Here is a 20801-nt window from a genome sequence, read left to right as displayed (position 1 = left end):
TTCAGAGCGACAGTTCGGGGTGGAGCCGGTCGAGCGTCCACACCTGCTTCCGGCGCGCCGAGACGGCGGTCAGGGCGAGGGCGCCGACGGTGAAGGCCGCCAGGACCGCGCAGGCCTGCCAGACCGGCCCGATCCCGCCGCCCGTGATCAGCCGGCGCAGCGCCTCGACCACGTAGCTCATCGGCAGGAAGGGGTGGACGGCGTTGAAGAAGGCCGGGCTGGTCTGGACGGGATAGGTGCCGCCCGCCGAGGTCAGCTGGAGCATCAGGAACGCGAGCACCAGGATCCGGCCCGCCGCGCCGAAGCGGGCGTTGAGCCACTGGATGATGGCGGCGAAGCAGCAGGTGACGAGGGCGAGGAAGCCGATCGTGCCGGCGGCCCGGGTCATCTGGAGGCCGAGGCCCCAGTGCAGGACCGACATCAGGGCCCCGACCTGGAGGACGCCGATCGCCGCCACCGGGAGCCAGCCCGCGAGGGCGATCCGCCAGGCGGAGCCGCCCGCGGCGAGGGCGCGCCGGTTCAGCGGCTGGATGATCATGTACGCGACCATCGCGCCGACCCAGAGGGAGAGCGGGATGAAGTACGGGGCGAAACCGGTGCCGTAGTTGGGCGCCTTGTGCAGGGACTGGGAGGCCAGCTTCACCGGGTCGGCCATGACCTCCGTACGCCGGTCGCGGTCCTGCGTGTCGTAGTCGGGGATCTGGTCGACCCCGTCCTTCAGACCGGTGGCGAGGCTGCCGGAGCCGTCGGCCAGCTTGAACAGACCGCCGTCCAGGTCGCCCGCGCCCTTCTTGAGCTTGCCGACACCGGTGTCGAGGCTGACCGAGCCGGCCTTCGCCGAGGTGATCCCGGTGTGCAGCTGGTCCGCGCCCGTGGCGACCTTCTGCGCGCCCGTGTTGAGCTCATTGATCTTCCTGATGGCGCCCTCGACGTCCTCGTCGAGGTGCGGGGCGCGGGCCGCCAGCTCGTCGGCCTGCTTCTTGAGCTTGGCCAGGCGCGCGTCCAGGGTCTTCAGGTCGTCGCTGTTGTCCTTGGTGAGCTCGTGCACGTCGTCGGCGATCGTGGCCACGTCGTCGGCGGTGACCGAGGCCTTCTTGAGCTCCGGGCAGATCCTGGGGTCGAGGGCCGGAGCGGTGGCCGGGGCGTCCACGCAGATCTCGCGGTGGAGCCTGGCGAGACCGTCGTCGGCCTTGTGGGCGGCGGAGCGGACCAGGGGCGCGCGCTTCACCAGGTCGTCGAGGTTGTGGCGGGCGGCCGTGGCGGAGTCGGAGACGAGCCGGGCGGTGTCGCGGATCGACTTGCCGTTGTTCGCCAGGTAGGGGCGGACCTTGTCGGCGGTGCCGTTCACCTTGTCGGCGAGGGCCTGGGTGCCGTTCGCGACCTTGCGGGAGCCGCTCTCCAGGTCCTTGGCGCCCTTGTCGAGCTTCTTCAGGCCGGCGGACAGGTCGCCGCTGCCGGCCTTGGCGTCGGTGAGGCCGTCCGACAGGCTCTTGGAGCCCTTCTTCGCCTTGTCCACGCCCTGCTTGAGGTCGGCCGCGCCCTTGGCGGCCTTCGCGGTGGCGTCGTGGATGTCGGAGAAGGAGATGAAGATCTTGTCGAGGAAGGTGCGCGAGGACTTCGTGGAGGCCGCGGTGCGGACCTCGGAGAAGACCGTCCGGGAGATCTGGCCGACGATGTAGTTGTTCGCGTCGTTCGTCCGCACCCGGAGCGCGCCGGTCTCGGGGGAGTCGCCGGAGCTGGAGGCGATCCGGGTGCTGAAGTCGCCGGGCATGGTCAGGGACAGGTAGTACGTCCCGTCCTCCACGCCCGCGCGTGCCTCGGCGTCGCTCACCCGGTGCCACTCGAAGGTCTCGCTCTTCAGGAGCCCCTCGGTGATGTCGTCACCGGCGTGGATCTCCTTGCCGCCGGCGGTGGCGCCCCGGTCCTCGTTGACGAGGGCGACGGGGATCTTGTCGAGCCTGCTGTACGGGTCCCAGAACGAGTACAGGTACAGGGCGCCGTACAGCAGGGGCAGCAGCAGGATCGCGACGAGCGCGGCGCGCGGCAGCTTTCCCCTGCCGAAGCGCTTCAGCTCAAGCGCGGCCAGTTTCGGCGAGCGCATCGGCCGCCCCCTCCTCGGTCGTGGCGTCGGTGGTGTGGTCTTCGGTGACGGTGACGGTGTCTTCGGCGGCGGTTTCGCCGGTGCCGTCGGTGTCGGTGTCGGTGTCGGCGGTGGCGGTCTCGGCGGTCTCGTCGGTCTCGGCGGCGGCTGTGTCGGCCGTGTCGTCGGTCGCCGTGTCGCTCTCGCCGGAGAGCGTCGTGATGCGCAGGGCGTCCTCGGGGGCCTCGCTGCAGACGGCCAGGACCGTCGTCCCGGACGCGGCCAGGGAGCGCAGCAGCGCCCAGGCCTCGGCGCGGTCGGCGTCCGAGAGCTTCAGGTCGGTGTCGTCCACGGCGAGCAGCCGGGGACGGCCGATCAGGGCCAGGGCGATCGAGAGGCGAAGGGCCTCGAGACGCTCCAGATCCCGTACGGAGGTCCGCTCGCCCTTCGGCAGGGCGTCGAGGTCCAGACCCGCGGCCGCCACGGCCTCCTCGATCCGGGTCCGTGCCGTCGCGGCGCGCTCGGCGGGGCGCAGCAGGAGCGCCCGTACGGAGCCGTCGTAGCGGCGCTGGAGCAGGGCCCGCTCGCGCAGGTGCTCGGCGACGGTGAGGGCGGGGTCGAGCTCGCTGACGCCCGGGACCTGGCCGAGCGCGGTGATCCGGCGCACGGCGGCCATCTTGCGGGGCAGCGGGAGGCCGCCGACCTCGGCGTGGCCTTCCTTCGCCTTCATCCGGCCCGTGAGAGCCAGCAGCAGACAGGTGCGCCCCGAGCCCGAAGGCCCCTCGATCGCCACCAGAGTTCCGGGCCCGGCCCGGAAGGAGACCTTCCGGAAGGCCCAGCCTCGCGGTCCCTTCAGTCCGAAGCCGTCCGCGACGACGGCGGCGCCGTGCGGCTGCTCCTCGGCTTCCGTGCCCACGGACTCACCCCCCATTCCCCTTTTTGAACTGACCAGTCAGTGCAAAAGTTACCCCCGGGTTGGCTTTCAGGCAAAACCCCAGGTCAGCGCGATTGTCAGTGGGGCGCGGCACGATGAACACATACGGCCACAGCGCCGTCACGCGACGACAGGAGGCTCGTCATGGCCAGCCCTTCCGCAGCAGCCACGCCCCGCCGCCGTCCGGCCCCCGGAGAGGCGGGACCCGTGTCCGACATCCACCCCGTCCCGCGCCGCTCCGCCGCCCCGCCCGCCGCCCTCGACCTCCTCGCCAAGTCCCGCGCCGGACTCGCCGAGGCCGCCCTCCTCGACCGCCCCCACGAGCGGTACGCCACCGCTCACCTCGCCGCCCTGCGCGCCGCGGCCGCCGTGCTCGCCGCCCGCGCCAGGCCCGACACCCGGCCCCGCCACCGGCAGCGGATAAGGAGCACCTGGGAGCTCCTCCCCGACCTCGCCCCCGAGCTGACCGAGTGGAGCGCCCTCTTCGCCGCCGGTGCCCCGCGCAGAGCCCGCGCCGAGGCCGGCATCAGCAGCGCCGCCACCCGCCGCGAGGCCGACGACCTGATCAGGGACGCCGCGCACTTCCTGCGCCTGGTCGAGCGGCTGCTCGCCCTCCACCCCGTAGTGCCCCGCCAGACCGGGACCGACGAGTCCGGAGGATGATCCGAAAGGCGGGGGTGAGGCCATAGGGTGGGGAGCGTCCGTACCCGTCACCGAGGAGTCAACAGCCGTGCCGGACCCTTCCCCTGTCTTCGGTCGAGAGGCGTCGTCGCGCCCGTCGCGCGCCTCCCTGCGTACCGCCGTCGTCTGGGACGTCCTCAAAGACGCCCTGGACCGCCGGGTCGAGGCCACCGGGAAGGACAGCCTCGACGTCCTCGACACGGGCGGCGGCTCCGGGAACTTCGCGGTGCCGGTCGCCCGCCTCGGCCACCGGGTCACCGTCGTCGACCCCAGCCCCAACGCGCTCTTCGCGCTGGAGCGCCGGGCCGCCGAAGCCGGCGTCGCCGACCTCGTCACCGGCGTCCAGGGCGACATCCGCGGCCTCTTCGACGTCGTCGGGCGCGAGGAGTACGACAGCGTGCTCTGCCACGGCGTCCTGGAGTACGTCGACGACCCCGCCGAGGGCGTGCGGAACGCGGCCGCCGCGCTCCGCCCCGCCGGCAGCCTCAGCCTGCTCGCCGCCGGGGTCGGCGGCGCCGTCCTGGCCCGCGCCCTCGCCGGCCACTTCACCGAGGCCCGGCACGCGCTCGACGACCCGGCGGGCCGCTGGGGCTCCGGCGACCCCGTACCCCGGCGCTTCACCGCCGAGCAGCTCACCGAGCTCGCCGACGCGGCCGGACTCGAGGTCGGCGCCGTGCACGGTGTCCGGGTCTTCGCCGACCTGGTCCCCGGCGTCCTCGTCGACACCGAGCCCGGGGCGGCGGAGGCCCTCCTCAAGCTGGAGGCGGCAGCGGCCGAGCTGCCCTCCTTCCAGGCGATCGCCACCCAGCTGCACGTTCTCGGCCAGAAGCGGGCCTGAACAGGACGGCCACCCGTTCGGCGGTGCGAGCCGCGGTACTCCATGGAGTACGCCACAGCCCGCCCGATGAGGGGCTCCGCCCCGTATGATCGGGGGACACCATCCGGCATGACGGACAAGGGGCTGGGGAATCAACGCCTCAGCAACCGATCCGCATGGCGGCCCGGATTGGCTATTCGGCATTGAGGGCGGGTTTCACGGGGGCGATTCCCTGCCTATCCTGAAAGGGCCGCAAACCGGTCGCCCCCGCGACCGACGACTAGGAGGACTCCGTGCCGCTCTCGGAGCACGAGCAGCGAATGCTCGAGCAGATGGAGCGAGCGCTGTACGCCGAAGATCCCAAGTTCGCGACAGCGCTCGAGGGAAGCGGACTGCGTACGTACACCCGGCGACGGGTTTACCAGGCAGTCGCCGGCTTCCTGGTGGGTATCGCGCTCCTCATGGCCGGAATGGTCGCACAGCAGATCTGGATCAGCGTGGTGGGATTCCTCGTCATGCTGGGCTGCGCGGTCCTGGCGGTCACCGGATGGCGCAAGGCGCCGAAGCCGGGTGAGCAGCAGGCCAGGGGTGGGATGGCGGCCGGTGGCCGTCAGGCCCGGCAGCGACGCTCCATGATGAACCGGATCGAAGAGCGGTGGCAGCGCCGCCGCGACGAGCAGCAGGGCGGCGGCCACTGACCGCCCCCGAGCGGTAGCCCCGCCCCCTCCGACACGACCCGAGCCCCGCTGGCCCGCGACATCGCGACGCCACGCGGGGCTCTGTCGTACGCGGGGCCGTCGGGGCCGTCGCGGCCACGCGTTCCGCGGGGCGACCACACCGCGCGGCCGTTGAGGCCGTTGCGGGCTGCCGCCGCGCTGAGCCCGCCGTTGTGGGCATACGTTCCTCCCCCAGACTTCGTCCGGGGGGACCCCCAGGGCGGAACGGGTGGGCACAACGGACGGCGCCCTTGCCGGCGCCAGAGGCTTCCGAGCCCGGACCCGCACCACGTCGTGCGGCTCCCCGGGGGTGCGGGTCGAGGAACAGGGGGCGGAGGCGCCGTCCCGTGTGCCCACCCGTCCCGCCCCAGCGGGACGATTGCCCACACGGGCGGGGCGGGGGGCGAGGGCACCGCCCCGCAGGGCGCGGTGCCGCGTGGCGGGTGGGGCGCAGGCGCGGCTCCGCACGGCAGGGGTGGTGGGTGCGGGCGGCGTTCAGTAGGCGGGGCGCCGTGCGGCCCCCCGCACGGGCGTGTGCGGAGGGCCGGGGGACGGGACCAGGGGCGGGAGCGCCCCGTCAGTTCGCCTCGTGGGAGCCGCGGCGGAAGGCCGCTGCCGTTCGGCCGGCAAGGGCCGCTCGGCGCTCCGACCAGCGCGCCGTCGTGGTCGTCCAGCGGCTCGACCAGGACCAGCGGACGCGGGCCGCCGAGCGGGGGGCCAGGAGGGCGCGGAGGCGGGTGCGGCGGTCGGCGCCCGCGTGGAATCCCGCCCGGACCCGCCGTGCCTCCTCGGCCAGGCCCGCGACCGGCCGCGGCTCGGGCGCGTACAGGACCTCCTCCACCGCCCGCGCGACCCGGTGCACCGCGTCCGCGGGCTCGCCGCGCAGCTCGCCGAGGCGGACGATCCGCGCCGCCGACTTCCTCGGCGTGAGTGAGTCGTCCGGCTCGACCCCGTGGTCCCAGGCCGTGTCGTTGATCTCCTGCCAGACCGCGAGCGTCCGCGCCGCCGTCTCCTCGGGGCCGCGCGTCCCGTCGGAGCCGAGCCGGCGGGCCCGTACCCGGGTCCGCCAGAGCAGCGGGAGGAAGGGGACGGAGAGGAGGAGGACGGCCGCAAGCGACAGCAGCGTGATCGTCAGGGGGTCGGGGCCCGAGCCGTCCGAGGACGCGCCGGCGACCGCCGCGTCCGGGCCGCAGTCGCCGAGGCGGCGTTCCTGCGGGGTGCAGCTCTCCGAGGCGCTCGGCGCGGCGGACGGCTGCGCCGAGGCGCTCTGCTGCGGCTGGGCGGGCCCGGTGGCCGTGCCCGAGGGCGTGTTCTCCCGGGTGTACGAGGGGGCGGAGCCCCGCGAGGGGGTCGGTTCGAACCGGGTCCACCCGGCTCCTTCGAAGTACAGCTCGGGCCAGGCGTGCGCGTCGCGGATGCCGACGGAGACCGATCCGTCGGTCTGCGTCGTGCCCGGCATGAAGCCCACGGCGACCCGGGCGGGGATGCCGAGCGAGCGGGCCATCGCCGCCATGGAGAAGGAGAAGTGGACGCAGAAGCCCTCCTTGTCCTTCAGGAAGCGGGAGATCGCCTGCACTCCGGTGCCGGACTCCACGTCGACGTCGTAGCGGAAGCCGCCGTCCTGGGCGAACCAGTCCTGGAGCTTCACCGCCCGCTCGTAGTCGTTGCGCGCGCCCTGGGTGACGGACAGGGCCGTCGCCCGCACGTCGGCCGGCAGGGTCGTGGGCACCTTGGTGTACTCGCGGCGCAGCTTCTCCGGGGCGGGCCCGGCGTCGGCGAGCTGCCCGGCCGTCGGCTGCACTTCCAGGCTGGAGACCTGGTAGCGGGCGCCCTTGGTGGTCTGCTTGTCGTCGCCGACGAGCATCCGGCCGGCCGGCTCGTACCGCCAGCGTCCGTCGATGTCGACCCGCCCGGCCGGGTACGGCATGGGCAGCCACTTCTGCTCGTACGCGTCGGAGGCGACGAAGTTGCTGGTCACCTCGGTGACGCGGACGCTCTGGGAGAGCCCGTCCGGCCAGGGCAGCTGCTTGGGCACGTCCTCGATCGGGCGGACGGAGGACTTCCACGAGGTGCCGTCGAACTGGTCGAGCGCGACGAGCCGCAGGTAGAGGCCGCTGGTGTCGCGGGCGTTGGTCCGGTAGCGCAGCACCTCCCGGTCCTCCGGCTGGCGCAGGTTGTTCTGGAGGGAGACCAGCGGGTTCACGGCGGAGATCGTGCCGCCCTTGCCGGCGCCCGAGCCGCCTTCGCCGTTGCCGCCGAAGAGGCCGCCGGAGAAGCCCGGCAGCGCGAACGGCACGACCAGCGCGACGCCCATGGCGACGGCGCCGATCCGGCGGCCGGTGCGGGCCGGGGCGAAGGCGGGGCCGCCGCCGGCGACGGAGGAGCCGGGCCGGCCGGAGCGCTGGGCGCCGCCGAAGACCCGTCCCCACTGGGAGAGCCGGTCGCGGCCCTCGGCGAGGAGCAGCAGCAGATAGCCGGAGGCCGCGAGGAGGAACCAGAGCCAGCCCGCGCCGCCGCCGGAGAGGCCGGCGGCCACCGAGTACAGGGCGAGCAGCGGCAGGCCCGCAGGGGCCGCCTTGCGGAAGGTGACGGCGAGGGCGTCCACCAGGAGCCCGATCGCGACGACGCCGCCGACCAGCATGAGCCGGATGCCCTCGGTGTCGGGCGCGGGGATCGCGTACCGGCCGACGTCCTCGGCGCCGGCCTGGAACAGCTCGACGGCGTGCGTGAGGGCCTGGGGGCCCGGGACGAGCCAGAGGAAGGCCTGCTCCCGGGCGAAGAACAGGGTCAGCGCGAGGAGCACGGTGACGGTCTGGGCGAGGAGGGTCAGCGGCCGGGCCAGCGGCACCCGCCGGGCCACCGCGCCCACGCCGCTCACCAGGGCGAGGACGAAGGCCGCCGTGAAGATCCAGGTCGCCGGCTTCACCAGGGGGAGCAGCGCCCCGGCCGCCATCAGGGTGGCGCCCCAGGAAGCGAGCGTCAGCCGTGTGCGGCCGCTCATGACCATCCTCCGTAGGTCTCGGCGGCGGCGGCCTCCGGACGGAGTCCGGCGGCCTGCTGCCACAGGTCGGCGAGCCGGGCCCCGGGCGGTACGGCCAGCGCCGTCCAGCCCGCCTCCCGCAGCTGTCGCACCCGGTCCTCGACCGTCCCGGCGACCGCGCCGCCGGTGAGCCAGGTGCCGGAGTCCAGGACGAAGGCGACGGCCGCGCCGGCCCGCCCGCGCATCCGGGCGGTGAGGGCCGCCTGTTCCTCGTCGAGGTCGCCGAGGAAGGCGATGAGCAGTCCGTCGCCGCCGCGCAGCACGTCGGAGGCGCGGGAGAGCCCGCCCCCCTCGGAGTGGTCGACGACCGCGAGGGTGTCCATCATCAGGCCCGCCGCCTCGGCCGAGTCCTGGGCCGATCCCGCGAATCCCTCGGACCCCTCGCCGGGGATCGCGCTGCCGGTGTCGGTGAGCAGCCGGACCGCGTAGCCGCGCTCCAGCATGTGGACGAGCGCGGAGGCGGCGCCGGAGACGGCCCATTCGAAGGCCGAGTCGGGGCCCGAGCCCTGGTAGGCGATCCGCCGGGTGTCGAGGAGGACGGTGCAGCGGGCCCGCTGGGGGAGTTCCTCGCGGCGGACCATCAGCTCGCCGTAGCGGGCCGTGGAGCGCCAGTGGACCCGGCGCAGGTCGTCGCCGTGGCGGTAGGTGCGCGGGATGACGTCGTCGTCGCCGGCCAGCGCGAGGGAGCGCGACTGCCCGTCTCCGTACCCCGAGGCCTCCCCGAAGAGCTTCACCGGCGGGAGGGCCTCGGTCCGGGGCACGACGGTGAGGGTGTCGTACGCGCTGAAGGAGCGGGTCAGCTCGCACATCCCGAAGGGGTCGTTGAGCCGCAGCTGGAGCGGGCCCAGCGGGAAGCGGCCGCGCAGGTCGGAGCGGACCCGGTAGGACACCTCGCGCCGCCCGCCCGCCTCGACCCGGTCGAGGACGAAGCGGGGGCGGGGCCCCAGCATGTACGGCACGTGGTCCTGGAGCATCAGGAGGCCGGTGGGGAGCTTGGAGACGTTCTCCATCCGCAGCTGGACGCGGGCCTCGGTGCTGGTCTCCACCCGCTGGGGGGTGAGCCGGCGGGAGGCGGCGACCCGGTAGCGGGTCCGGTGCAGCACGAGGACGCAGATCAGCGGCAGGGCCGCGAGCAGCAGTCCGACGCGCAGCAGGTCGGCCTGGCCGAGGACGTACGCGCAGGCCGCGGCGGCCACTCCGGCGGCGAGGAAGGAGCGGCCGCGGGTGGTGAGACCGCCGAAGGCGGCCCGCAGACCGCCCCGGTCGTCCTCGTCGCCCCGCTGTCCGTCCGGCACGGAGGCGCCACTCATCACAGCCGCCGGGCGCCGGGCTGCTGCTGGCCGTAGAGCGGTCCGGCGGGCGGGGCCGCGGCCGGGACGGGGGTGCGCTGCAGGATCTCCTGGACGACCTGCTCGGCGGTGCGCCGGTTCAGCTGGGCCTGCGCCGTCGGCAGCAGCCGGTGGGCGAGGACGGGCGCGGCGAGGGCCTGGAGGTCGTCGGGCAGGACGTAGTCGCGGCCGCTGAGCGCCGCGGAGGCCTTGGCGGCCCGCAGCAGGTGGAGCGTGGCCCGGGGGGAGGCGCCGAGTCGCAGGTCGGCGTGGGTGCGGGTGGCGGCGACGATGTCGACGGCGTACCGGCGCACGGCGTCGGCGACGTGGACCCCGCGCACGGCCTCGATGAGCTTGAGGATGTCGTGGGCGTGCGCGACCGGCTGGAGGTCGTCCAGCGGGGAGGCCGCGCCGTGCACGTCGAGCATCTGGAGCTCGGCCTCGGCGCTCGGGTAGCCGATGGAGACCCGGGCCATGAAGCGGTCGCGCTGGGCCTCGGGCAGCGGGTAGGTGCCCTCCATCTCGACCGGGTTCTGCGTGGCGACGACCATGAACGGGCTGGGCAGCTCGTACGTCTGGCCGTCGACCGTGACCTGGCGCTCCTCCATGGACTCCAGGAGGGCGGACTGGGTCTTCGGCGAGGCGCGGTTGATCTCGTCGCCGATCACGATCTGGGCGAAGATCGCGCCCGGCTTGAACTCGAAGTCGCGCTGCTGCTGGTCGAAGATCGACACGCCGGTGACGTCCGAGGGCAGCAGGTCGGGCGTGAACTGGATGCGGCGCACCGAGCAGTCGATGGACCGGGCCAGCGTCTTGGCCAGCATGGTCTTGCCGACGCCGGGCACATCCTCGATGAGGAGGTGCCCCTCGGCGAGCAGCACGGTCAGAGAAAGCCGTACGACCTCGGGCTTGCCCTCGATCACGCTCTCCACCGATCGGCGGACTCGCTCCACAGTGGTGGTCAGATCAGCGAGGCTCGCTCGATCGTCATAGGTCGTCACCCCGGCCCTCCTCGGCCTTTCGGAACTGTCGTCCGAGCATTCTTGTTGCCGTGGCGGGCCGTGTCACTTGCCTGCGGACAAGTGCGGGGGAATTGCCTGGGTTTGCCGGTTCAAGCCGGGTCGATCTCGCGCAGAAGACCGGTCGTCACGTCGAAGACGAAGCCCCGGACGTCGTCGGAGTGCAACAGGAACGGGGAGGTCCGCACCCGCTGCATCGACTGCCGGACGTCCTGGTCGACGTCGCGGAAGGCCTCGACCGCCCAGGCCGGGCGCTGGCCGACCTCGTCCTCCAGCTCGTGCCGGAAGTCCTCGGTGAGCGACTCGAGGCCGCAGTTCGTGTGGTGCACCAGCATCACGCTGCGGGTGCCGAGGGCCCGCTGGCTGATGGTGAGCGAGCGGATCACGTCGTCGGTGACCACGCCGCCGGCGTTCCGGATGGTGTGGCAGTCGCCGAGTTCGAGGCCGAGGGCCGCGTGCAGGTCGAGACGGGCATCCATGCAGGCGACGACGGCGACGCGCAGCACGGGCCGTGCGTCCATTCCCGGATCGCTGAAGTGGGCGGCGTAACGTGCGTTGGCCTCGACGAGACGGTCGGTGACCGTGGGGCCGGTGCGTATGGCGTCGGCAGAGGGGTGCGCGGAGGTCGACATGCTTCCGACGTTAGTGGTCACAGCCTTCCCGGGCCTGCTGTGAGAGGGGACAAAGAACGTCAATGAGCCTTGTTGTGAGCTAACCCACAGGTGTGAGCGCCGCCGCCTCCGAACGAGTGAGCCGTCCGGGATGTCCGGCCGGACCGCCGGCGCCGTGCGACGCGCCCGGCGGTTGATTGACCGGCGGGTCCCGTGGACTAAAGTGACGCGGAGTTCACGGAGACAACAAGCGATTTCCCGCGGTTTCTCCCCCCGTGTGTGCGGCGGTACCTCCGGCTCGGCCTCCGCCCGCGGTACGTGCCTCCGCGCCGGACCTGAGAGGGCGCATTGAGCAACGACCGACACGTCCCGGTGATGCTCCAGCGGTGCCTGGACATGTTGGCCCCCGCCCTGGAGCGCCCCGGCGCGGTCGTCGTCGACTGCACCCTGGGCCTCGGCGGCCACAGCGAGGCCCTGCTCGCGCGGTTCCCCGAGGTGCGGCTCGTCGCCCTCGACCGCGACAAGGAGGCCCTCCGGCTCTCCGGCGAGCGGCTCGCCCCGTACGGGGACCGCGCCACCCTCGTCCACGCCGTGTACGACGAGCTGCCCGAGGTCCTCGACCGGCTCGGCATCCCCAAGGTGGACGGCGTCCTCTTCGACCTCGGCGTCTCCTCCATGCAGCTGGACGAGGCCGACCGCGGCTTCGCCTACGCGCAGGACGCCCCGCTCGACATGCGCATGGACCAGACCACCGGCATCAGCGCCGCCGAGGTCCTCAACACCTACCCGGCGGGCGAGCTGGTCCGGATCCTGCGCGCGTACGGCGAGGAGAAGCAGGCCAAGCGGATCGTCTCCGCGATCGTGCGCGAGCGCGACAAGGAGCCGTTCAGCAACAGCGCCCGGCTCGTCGAGCTCATCCGCGACGCCCTGCCCCAGGCGGCCAAGCGCACCGGCGGCAACCCGGCCAAGCGCACCTTCCAGGCCCTGCGCATCGAGGTCAACCGCGAGCTCGACAGCGTCGAGAAGGCCATCCCGGCGGCCGTGAAGGCCCTCGCCGTCGGCGGACGCGTCGTCGTCCTCTCGTACCAGTCCCTGGAGGACCGGATCGTGAAGGGGGTCTTCGCGGCCGGCGCGGCGACCACCGCCCCGCCCGGGCTGCCGATCGTCCCCGAGAAGTACCAGCCCCGGCTGAAGCTGCTCACCCGCGGCGCCGAGCTGCCCACCGAGGAGGAGGTCGCCGAGAACCGGCGCGCCGCCCCCGCCCGGCTCCGGGGCGTCGAGCGCATCCGGGAAGACGTCCTGTGAGCACGGCGAAGGGGCCTCTCAAAGGGCGGGCCGCGCGGCTCGGGCGGCTCATGCCGTCGGGGCCCAGCTCGGCCGCCCGCACCCCCTTCGTCCTGCTCGTCTTCGTGCTGCTCGGCGGCGGGCTGATCACCCTCCTCCTGCTCAACTCGGCCCTCAACCAGGGCTCCTTCCAGCTGAACGAGCTCAAGAGCAGGACCACCGAGCTCACCGACGAGGAACAGGCGCTCCAGCGGGACGTCGACGACTACGCGGCCCCCGACGCCCTGGAGCGGCGGGCCCGCGAGCTCGGCATGGTCCCGGGCGGCAGCCCCGCCTTCCTCGGCCCGGGCGGCAAGGTCCTCGGCGAGCCCTCGGTCGCGGTCGCCCCGAAGCCGACCCTGAAACCGACCCCGACGCCCAAGCCGAAGCCGAAGCCGTCGGCCGGTACCACTACCCCAGCGGCCACGTCCGCCACGCGCACCAGCCTGTCGATGAACACCGGTGCCACCGGCGACGCCGCAAGCACAAGCACAGCCGATGTCACGACCCCCGGCACCGGTCCGACCAGCCCAACCCCCACCAGTCCGGGCCCCACCGGCACTGGCCAGGCATGGACAGTGCCGGAGCCCGCGCCCCCAGTAACCACACAAACCGGCAGGTGACCGAGCAGTGCCCCCCAAGGAGCCCCCGCGCCGTCGCGTCCCCGGCCCCGCCCGGCCCGCGCGCCCCCGGCCCGCCTCCGCCGGAGCCCGCACGCCCGGAGCCCGCCCGTCCCGCCCCGCCCCGCGCCCGGCCGCGAAGCGGACCGCGCCCCGGCCCCCGGCCCGGCAGCCCCGCACCATCCGGCTCGGCAGCCCCCGGCCCCGGCTGCGCCTGATCTCCCTCGGCCTGACCCTCGTCATGCTGGTCTTCGTGGTCCGGCTGCTCCAGGTCCAGGCCGTCGACGCCGGCGCGTACGCCGCCAAGGCCGACAAGTACCGCTTCCAGGAGTACACGCTCTCCGCCGAGCGGGGCGAGATCACCGACCGCAACGGCATCGCGCTCGCCGCCAGCGTCGACGCGTACGACATCACCGCCGACCCCAAGCTCTTCACCCCCGCGGAGTCCAAGGTCCCCGACGCCCCCGAGCAGGCGGCCGCGCTCCTCGCCCCGCTCCTCGGCAAGGAACCCGCCGAGCTCGCCAAGAAGCTCCGTACCCCCAAGTCCCGCTACACCCTGCTGGCCCGCAAGCAGACCCCGCAGGTCTGGAACCAGATCAAGGACCTCAAGAAGGTCTACGGGAAGAAGGCCCAGGCCGTCGGGGGCAACGGGATCAACCTGCTCGGCGGCGTCCTCAGCGAGCCCAGCACCAAGCGTGTGTACCCGAACGGCGAGCTCGCCGCCGGGATACTGGGATACGTCAACGCCGAGGGCAAGGGCGCGGGCGGCGTCGAGTCCATGCTCGACGCGGAGCTCGCCGGCAAGGACGGCAAGATCCGCTTCACCCAGTCCGGCGGCCGCCAGGTGCCCACCGCCGGCTCCCAGGGCACCCCCGCCGTCCCCGGCTCCGACATCGAGCTGACCATCGACCGGGACATCCAGTGGGCCGCCCAGCAGGCCATCACCGACCAGGTGAAGAAGTCCAAGGCCGACCGCGGCTACGTCGTCGTGCAGAACACCAGGACCGGCGAGGTCCTCGCCATGGCCAACGCCCCCGGCTTCGACCCCAACGACCTCTCCGCCGCGAACGCCGCCTCGATGGGCAACGCCGCCGTCCAGGACGCCTACGAACCCGGCTCCACCAGCAAGGTGATCTCCATGGCCGCCGTCCTGGAGGAGGGCAAGGCGGCCCCCGACACCCATGTCACCGTCCCCAACCGGCTCCACCGCGGCGACCGGCTCTTCAAGGACGACGTCGACCACAAGACCTGGTACCTGACGCTCAACGGCGTCCTCGCCCGGTCCAGCAACATCGGCACCATCCTCGCCACCGGCCGGCTCGGCGACACCCAGGCCGAGTCCAACCGGGTCCTCCACTCCTACCTGCGGAAGTTCGGCCTCGGCAGCCCCACCGGCCTGCACTACCCGGGGGAGACCCCCGGCATCCTCGCCAAGCCCCAGGACTGGTCCACCTCGCAGCAGTACACGATCCCCTTCGGGCAGGGCCTCTCCGTCAGCGCCATGCAGGCCGCCTCCGTGTACTCGACCATCGCCAACGGAGGCGTACGGATCGAACCGACCCTCGTGCGCGGCACCGACGGGCCCGACGGGCGCTTCGCCGCGGCCCCCGCGCCCAAGGAGTCCCGGGTCGTCAGCGAGAAGACCGCCAAGACCCTCGCGCAGATGCTGGAGTCCGTCGTCGACGACGAGGAGGGCACCGGCAACCGGGCCGCGATCCCCGGCTACCGCGTCGCCGGCAAGACCGGCACCGCCAACCGCGTCGACCCCGAACTCGGCCGCTACAAGGGGTACACCGCCTCCTTCGCCGGCTTCGCCCCCGCCGACGACCCGCAGATCACGGTCTACTGCGCCATCCAGAACCCCACCAAGGGCAGCTATTTCGGCGGCCAGATCTGCGGACCCATCTACAAGAAGGTCATGGAGTTCGCCCTCAAGACCCTCCACGTCGCCCCCACGGGCAGCGCCCCCGCTCGACTGCCGGTCGACTTCGAACCCACCCCGTGACACTCCGGGAGCACCAGTGACAACGATCACCCCCCATTCCGGGAACCAGAAATCGAACTCCGGCGAGGCCCCGGGCTCTTTTGGCCCCGCACAGGGTGCGCCCGGTACGCTCACCGCCGTGCCACACGCTGATCAGTACCGAAACGCCCCACCCCGGCCGGAGCAGGCCCGCCCGACACCCCTGGGCGACCTGGCCGCGCAGCTCGGGGCCGAAGCCCCCCAGGCCGCCGAGATCTCGGGCATCACGCACGACTCGCGTGCCGTGCGCCCCGGGGACCTGTACGCGGCCCTGCCCGGCGCCCGCGCCCACGGCGCCGACTTCGTCGCCCAGGCCGCCGGACTCGGCGCCGCCGCGATCCTCACCGACCCGGCGGGCGCCGAACGCGCCGCCGCGACCGGCCTCCCGGTCCTCGTCGTGGAGAACCCGCGCGGCCGGATGGGCGAACTCGCCGCCGCGATCTACGGACGCCCCGGCGAGGACCTCCTCCAGATCGGCATCACCGGCACCTCCGGCAAGACCACCACGGCCTACCTGGTCGAAGGCGGACTGCGCGGCTCCGGGCGGCGGACCGGCCTCGTCGGCACCGTCGAGATGCGGATCGGCGACGACCGCATCAAGTCCGAGCGCACCACCCCCGAGGCCACCGACCTCCAGGCCCTCTTCGCCGTCATGCGCGAGCGGGGCGTCGAGGCCGTCGCCATGGAGGTCTCCAGCCACGCCCTCGTGCTCGGCCGGGTCGACGGCTGCGTCTTCGACGTCGCCGTCTTCAACAACCTCAGCCCGGAGCACATGGAGTTCCACTCCGACATGGAGGACTACTTCCGGGCCAAGGCCACGCTCTTCACGCCGGAGCGCAGCCGCCTCGGCGTGGTCAACCTCGACGACGCCTACGGCCGCCGGCTCGCCGCGGAGGCGACCGTCCCGGTCGTCACCTTCTCCGCCGAGGGCCGCGCCGAGGCCGACTGGCGCGCCGAGGACCTCGTCCTGGGCTCCCACGACTCGACGTTCACCGCCGTCGGCCCCGAGGGCGCGCGGATCCCCGCCACCGCCCCGCTGCCCGGCCCGTTCAACGTCGCCAACACCCTCGCCGCCATCGCGACCCTCGCCGCCGCCGGCCTGGACCCGAAGGCCGCGGCCGAGGGCGTCGCCGCCGTCCCCGGCGTCCCGGGCCGCCTGGAGCGGGTCGAGGCCGGCCAGCCGTACCTCGCGGTCGTCGACTACGCGCACAAGACGGACGCCGTCGAATCGGTCCTGCGCTCCCTGCGTGAGGTCACCGAGGGCCGGCTGCACGTGGTCATCGGCTGCGGCGGCGACCGGGACACCACCAAGCGCGGCCCGATGGGCGCCGCCACGGCGCGGCTCGCCGACACCGCCGTCCTGACCTCCGACAACCCCCGCTCCGAGGACCCCCTGGTGATCCTCAGCGCCATGCTCGCCGGCGCCTCCGAGGTGCCCGCGGGGGAGCGCGGCGACGTCCTGGTCGAGCCCGACCGGGCCGCCGCCATCGCCGCCGCCGTCGCCCGCGCGCGGCCCGGAGACACCGTCCTGGTCGCCGGCAAGGGCCACGAGCAGGGCCAGGAGATCGCCGGGGTCGTACGCCCCTTCGACGACCGCGAGGTCCTGCGCGCGGCGATCCTCAGCGAGCAGACCCAGCAGGACGCACCCCGTCACCAGAACAGTCAGGGATGAAGCAGTGATCGCCCTCTCCCTCTCCGAGATCGCCGAAATCGTCGGCGGGCAGGCGCACGACATACCGGATCCGGCCGCCCGGATCACCGGGCCCGTCGTCATCGACTCCCGCGAGGTGCGGGCCGGCAGCCTCTTCGCGGCCTTCGCCGGTGAGCACGTCGACGGACACGACTACGCGGAGCGCGCCGTCGCGGCGGGGGCGGTGGCCGTGCTCGCCGCCCGCCCCGTCGGCGTCCCCGCCCTCGTCGTGGACGACGTCCAGGCCGCGCTGGGGGCCCTCGCCCGCGCGGTCGTCGAACGCCTCGGCACGGATGTCGTCGCCCTCACCGGCTCGGCCGGCAAGACCTCCACCAAGGACCTGATCGCCCAGGTCCTCGACCGGCACGCACCCACCGTGTGGACGCCCGGCTCGCTCAACAACGAGATCGGCCTGCCGCTCACGGCGCTCCGCGCGAGCGACGAGACCCGGCACCTGGTCCTGGAGATGGGCGCCCGCGGCATCGGGCACATCCGCTACCTCACGGGGCTCACCCCGCCCCGTATCGGCCTCGTCCTCAACGTGGGCACCGCCCACATCGGCGAGTTCGGCGGCCGGGAGCAGATCGCCGAGGCGAAGGGCGAGCTCGTCGAGGCCCTGCCGTCCGCCGAGGAGGGCGGCATCGCGGTCCTCAACGCCGACGATCCGCTCGTCCGCGCAATGGCGAGCCGCACCAAGGCCCGCGTGACCCTGTTCGGCGAAGCGGACGAAGCGGCCGTACGGGCCGAGAACGTCCGCCTCACAGAGAACGGACAGCCTTCTTTCAGTCTTCACACACCCACCGGGTGCAGTGACGTGACCTTGCGCCTGTACGGTGAGCACCACGTGTCGAACGCGCTCGCAGCGGCCGCCGTCGCGCACGAGCTGGGCATGCCTGTCGAAGAGATCGCCACCGCGCTCTCCGAGGCCGGCACCCTGTCGCGCTGGCGCATGGAGGTCACCGAGCGTCCGGACGGCGTGACGATCGTCAACGACGCCTACAACGCGAACCCCGAGTCCATGCGAGCCGCCCTGCGCGCGCTCGCGGCCATGGGCAGGGCCGCACAGGCCCGAGGGGCTCGTACGTGGGCGGTGCTCGGCAAGATGGCCGAGCTCGGAGACGCATCGCTCGTCGAGCACGACGCGGTCGGACGGCTCGCCGTCCGGCTCAACGTCAGCAAGCTCGTCGCGGTCGGGGACAGGGAAGCGTCCTGGCTGCAACTGGGCGCATATAACGAGGGTTCGTGGGGTGAGGAGTCGGTGCACGTGTCCGACGCGCAGGCGGCTGTCGACCTGTTGCGCAGTGAGCTGCGCCCGGGGGACGTCGTCCTTGTGAAGGCTTCCAGGTCGGTCGGTCTCGAACAGGTCGCCCTGGCGCTCCTCGACACCGAGGGCGAGGTCACCGGCCGATGAGGCAGATCCTCTTCGCGGGGGCCATCGGGCTCTTCCTGACCCTGATCGGCACGCCGCTGCTGATCAAGCTCCTTGCCCGCAAGGGGTACGGGCAGTTCATCCGGGACGACGGCCCGCGCGGCCACGCCGGGAAGAAGGGCACGCCCACCATGGGCGGCATCTCCTTCATCCTGGCCACGCTCATCGCGTACGCGCTGGCCAAGGTCATCACCGGTGAGGACCCGACGTACTCGGGCGTCCTGGTGCTGTTCCTCATGGCCGGCATGGGCCTGGTGGGCTTCCTCGACGACTACATCAAGATCGTCAAGCAGCGCTCGCTCGGTCTGCGGGCCAAGGCGAAGATGGCCGGCCAGCTGATCGTCGGCATCGCCTTCGCCGTGCTCTCGCTGCAGTTCGCGGACCTGCGGGGGCTCACCCCCGCGTCCACGAAGCTCTCCTTCATCATGGACTTCGGCTGGTACATCGGCCCGGTGCTCTTCGTGGTCTGGGCGCTCTTCATGATCCTGGCCATGTCCAACGGCGTGAACCTGACGGACGGTCTGGACGGCCTGGCCACCGGCGCCTCGGTGATGGTCTTCGGCGCGTACACCTTCATCGGGCTCTGGCAGTTCCAGGAGTCCTGTGCCAACGCGATCACGCTGACCAACCCCAACGCCTGTTTCGAGGTCCGCGACCCGCTCGACCTCGCGGTCGTCGCCTCCGCGCTGATGGGCGCCTGCTTCGGCTTCCTCTGGTGGAACACCTCGCCCGCCAAGATCTTCATGGGTGACACCGGCTCGCTCGCCCTCGGCGGCGCCCTCGCCGGTCTCGCCATCTGCTCCCGTACGGAGCTCCTGCTGGCCCTGCTCGGCGGCCTGTTCGTGCTGATCACGATGTCCGTGGTCATCCAGGTCGGCTCGTTCAAGATGACCGGCAAGCGCGTCTTCCGGATGGCACCCCTCCAGCACCACTTCGAACTCAAGGGGTGGTCCGAGGTCCTGGTCGTCGTCCGGTTCTGGATCATCCAGGGCATGTGCGTGATCGTGGGCCTGGGCCTCTTCTACGCAGGATGGGCATCGGAGAAGTGACAGAACAGCTCGACTGGAACGGCAAGAAGGTCACCGTCGCGGGACTCGGGATCTCCGGCATCCCGGCCGCCCGCGTCCTGCACGCCCGCGGCGCGCTCGTGACCGTCGTCAACGACGGCGACGACGAGCGCTCCCGGACGCAGGCCGCGGAGCTCGAGGCGGAGGGCATCACCGTCCGCCTCGGCGACGGGGCGACGCTGCCGACCGGCACCGAGCTGATCGTCACCACCCCCGGCTGGCGCCCCGACAAGCCCCTCTTCACGGCCGCCTCCGAGGCGGGCGTGGAGATCTGGGGCGACGTCGAGCTCGCCTGGCGCCTGCGCGGCCCGGACGCGGCCCCGTGGCTCGCGGTCACCGGCACCAACGGCAAGACCACGACCGTTCGGATGCTCGCCTCGATCCTGGAGGCGGCCGGGCTCCGGACCGCCGCCGTCGGCAACATCGGCGTCTCGCTCCTCGACGCCGTCCTCGGCGAGGAGACGTACGACGTCCTCGCCGTCGAGCTCTCCAGCTACCAGCTCCACTGGGCGCCGTCCGTCCGCGCCCACTCGGCCGCCGTGCTCAACCTGGCGCCCGACCACCTCGACTGGCACGGCTCCATGGAGGCGTACGCCGCCGACAAGGGCCGCATCTACGAGGGCAACCAGGTCGCCTGCGTCTACAACGTCGCCGACAAGCTCACCGAGGACCTGGTGCGCGAGGCCGACGTCGAGGAGGGCTGCCGCGCCATCGGCTTCACCCTCGGCACGCCCGGCCCCTCCCAGCTCGGCGTCGTCGAGGGCATCCTCGTCGACCGGGCCTTCGTCGAGAACCGGCAGAAGAACGCCCAGGAGCTCGCCGAGGTCACCGACGTCCAGCCGCCGGCCCCGCACAACATCGCCAACGCCCTCGCCGCGGCCGCCCTCGCGCGCGCCTTCGGCGTCGAGGCGAAGGCCGTACGGGACGGCCTCAAGGCCTTCCGGCCCGACCCGCACCGCATCGAACTGGTCGAGGAGGTCCAGGGAGTCACGTACGTCGACGACTCCAAGGCCACCAACACCCACGCCGCGGAAGCCTCGTTGGCCGCCTACGACCCGATCGTCTGGATCGCCGGCGGCCTCGCCAAGGGCGCGGCCTTCGACGAGCTCGTCCAGAAGTCGGCGAAGCGCTTGCGCGGCGTGGTCCTGATGGGCGCCGACCGCGCCCTGATCCGCGAAGCCCTGGCGCGACACGCCCCGGAGGTCCCGGTGGTGGACCTCGACCGGACCGACACTGGGGCGATGTCCGAGGCGGTCCGCGAGGCGGCCCGGCTCGCCCGCCCGGGGGACACGGTCCTGCTCGCCCCCGCCTGCGCCTCGATGGACATGTTCACCAACTACAACAAGCGGGGCGAGGCCTTCGCGGACGCCGTCCGCGCCCTCGCCGCCACCGGGGACGCCTGACCCGACCAGTGGGAGGGTCC

At 73.0% G+C, this 20801-nt stretch carries 16 protein-coding genes; 10 read left to right on the top strand and 6 right to left on the bottom strand.

Annotation, left to right across the window (positions count from 1 at the left end):
- Window position 1: 1 nt before the first annotated feature.
- On the bottom strand, window positions 2-2101 hold the full coding sequence (locus ACN9M0_RS09155; protein ID WP_366039541.1) for a YhgE/Pip domain-containing protein: 2100 nt from the start codon (window positions 2099-2101) through the stop codon (window positions 2-4).
- Window positions 2073-3011, bottom strand: coding sequence for an ATP-binding cassette domain-containing protein (locus tag ACN9M0_RS09150; RefSeq protein WP_426403407.1), 939 nt, complete (start codon window positions 3009-3011; stop codon window positions 2073-2075). The genes ACN9M0_RS09155 and ACN9M0_RS09150 overlap by 29 nt, the downstream gene beginning before the upstream one ends.
- A gap of 147 nt (window positions 3012-3158) precedes the next feature.
- Between ACN9M0_RS09150 and ACN9M0_RS09145 the strand changes: the two genes are divergently transcribed.
- The 3 genes from ACN9M0_RS09145 (at window position 3159) to ACN9M0_RS09135 (ending at window position 5210) form a co-directional block, all read left to right on the top strand.
- Window positions 3159-3677, top strand: a complete 519-nt coding sequence (locus tag ACN9M0_RS09145) for an SAV_6107 family HEPN domain-containing protein (protein WP_366039538.1) — start codon at window positions 3159-3161, stop codon at window positions 3675-3677.
- 67 nt (window positions 3678-3744) lie between these two features.
- Window positions 3745-4533, top strand: coding sequence for a methyltransferase domain-containing protein (locus ACN9M0_RS09140; RefSeq protein ID WP_366039537.1), 789 nt, complete (start codon window positions 3745-3747; stop codon window positions 4531-4533).
- A 272-nt stretch (window positions 4534-4805) separates the two neighbouring features.
- A complete protein-coding gene (locus tag ACN9M0_RS09135; protein WP_366039536.1) occupies window positions 4806-5210 on the top strand; it encodes a DUF3040 domain-containing protein in 405 nt (134 codons plus the stop codon).
- Between the two features lie 595 nt (window positions 5211-5805).
- Here ACN9M0_RS09135 and ACN9M0_RS09130 read toward each other — a convergent pair.
- The 4 genes from ACN9M0_RS09130 to ACN9M0_RS09115 form a co-directional block, all read right to left on the bottom strand.
- A complete protein-coding gene (locus ACN9M0_RS09130; protein WP_426403406.1) occupies window positions 5806-8229 on the bottom strand; it encodes a transglutaminase TgpA family protein in 2424 nt (807 codons plus the stop codon).
- The gene (locus tag ACN9M0_RS09125; protein ID WP_366039534.1) at window positions 8226-9578 is read right to left on the bottom strand and encodes a DUF58 domain-containing protein; all 1353 of its coding nucleotides are present in this window, start codon (window positions 9576-9578) and stop codon (window positions 8226-8228) included. Before ACN9M0_RS09125 ends, ACN9M0_RS09130 begins: the two co-directional genes overlap by 4 nt.
- On the bottom strand, window positions 9578-10597 hold the full coding sequence (locus tag ACN9M0_RS09120; RefSeq protein WP_366039533.1) for an AAA family ATPase: 1020 nt from the start codon (window positions 10595-10597) through the stop codon (window positions 9578-9580). Before ACN9M0_RS09120 ends, ACN9M0_RS09125 begins: the two co-directional genes overlap by 1 nt.
- A 110-nt stretch (window positions 10598-10707) precedes the next feature.
- On the bottom strand, window positions 10708-11247 hold the full coding sequence (locus ACN9M0_RS09115) for a beta-class carbonic anhydrase (RefSeq protein WP_366039532.1): 540 nt from the start codon (window positions 11245-11247) through the stop codon (window positions 10708-10710).
- A 327-nt stretch (window positions 11248-11574) separates the two neighbouring features.
- Between ACN9M0_RS09115 and rsmH the strand changes: the two genes are divergently transcribed.
- The 7 genes from rsmH to murD are packed head-to-tail and all read left to right on the top strand — an operon-like array spanning window position 11575 to window position 20781.
- Window positions 11575-12531 carry a 16S rRNA (cytosine(1402)-N(4))-methyltransferase RsmH gene (gene rsmH / locus ACN9M0_RS09110; protein ID WP_366039531.1) on the top strand — a complete coding sequence of 319 codons (957 nt, stop codon included), beginning with the start codon at window positions 11575-11577 and terminating at the stop codon, window positions 12529-12531.
- The gene (locus ACN9M0_RS09105) at window positions 12528-13172 is read left to right on the top strand and encodes an FtsB family cell division protein (RefSeq protein WP_426403405.1); all 645 of its coding nucleotides are present in this window, start codon (window positions 12528-12530) and stop codon (window positions 13170-13172) included. Before rsmH ends, ACN9M0_RS09105 begins: the two co-directional genes overlap by 4 nt.
- A 7-nt stretch (window positions 13173-13179) precedes the next feature.
- The gene (locus tag ACN9M0_RS09100) at window positions 13180-15174 is read left to right on the top strand and encodes a peptidoglycan D,D-transpeptidase FtsI family protein (protein ID WP_366039529.1); all 1995 of its coding nucleotides are present in this window, start codon (window positions 13180-13182) and stop codon (window positions 15172-15174) included.
- A 16-nt stretch (window positions 15175-15190) separates the two neighbouring features.
- Window positions 15191-16864: a UDP-N-acetylmuramoyl-L-alanyl-D-glutamate--2,6-diaminopimelate ligase gene (locus tag ACN9M0_RS09095; protein ID WP_426403404.1), complete on the top strand. Its 1674-nt coding sequence runs from the start codon at window positions 15191-15193 to the stop codon at window positions 16862-16864.
- A 4-nt stretch (window positions 16865-16868) separates the two neighbouring features.
- Entirely contained in the window at window positions 16869-18293 is a 1425-nt protein-coding gene (locus ACN9M0_RS09090; protein ID WP_366039526.1) for a UDP-N-acetylmuramoyl-tripeptide--D-alanyl-D-alanine ligase, read from the top strand.
- Entirely contained in the window at window positions 18290-19360 is a 1071-nt protein-coding gene (gene mraY, locus ACN9M0_RS09085) for a phospho-N-acetylmuramoyl-pentapeptide-transferase (RefSeq protein WP_366039525.1), read from the top strand. Before ACN9M0_RS09090 ends, mraY begins: the two co-directional genes overlap by 4 nt.
- On the top strand, window positions 19342-20781 hold the full coding sequence (murD, locus tag ACN9M0_RS09080) for a UDP-N-acetylmuramoyl-L-alanine--D-glutamate ligase (RefSeq protein ID WP_426403403.1): 1440 nt from the start codon (window positions 19342-19344) through the stop codon (window positions 20779-20781). The genes mraY and murD overlap by 19 nt, the downstream gene beginning before the upstream one ends.
- Window positions 20782-20801 lie beyond the last annotated feature (20 nt).

Source organism: Streptomyces sp. R-07 (assembly GCF_049913175.1).
In the GTDB taxonomy this organism is placed as follows: Bacteria; Actinomycetota; Actinomycetes; order Streptomycetales; family Streptomycetaceae; genus Streptomyces.
This window is presented reverse-complemented; position numbering and strand designations above follow the sequence as displayed.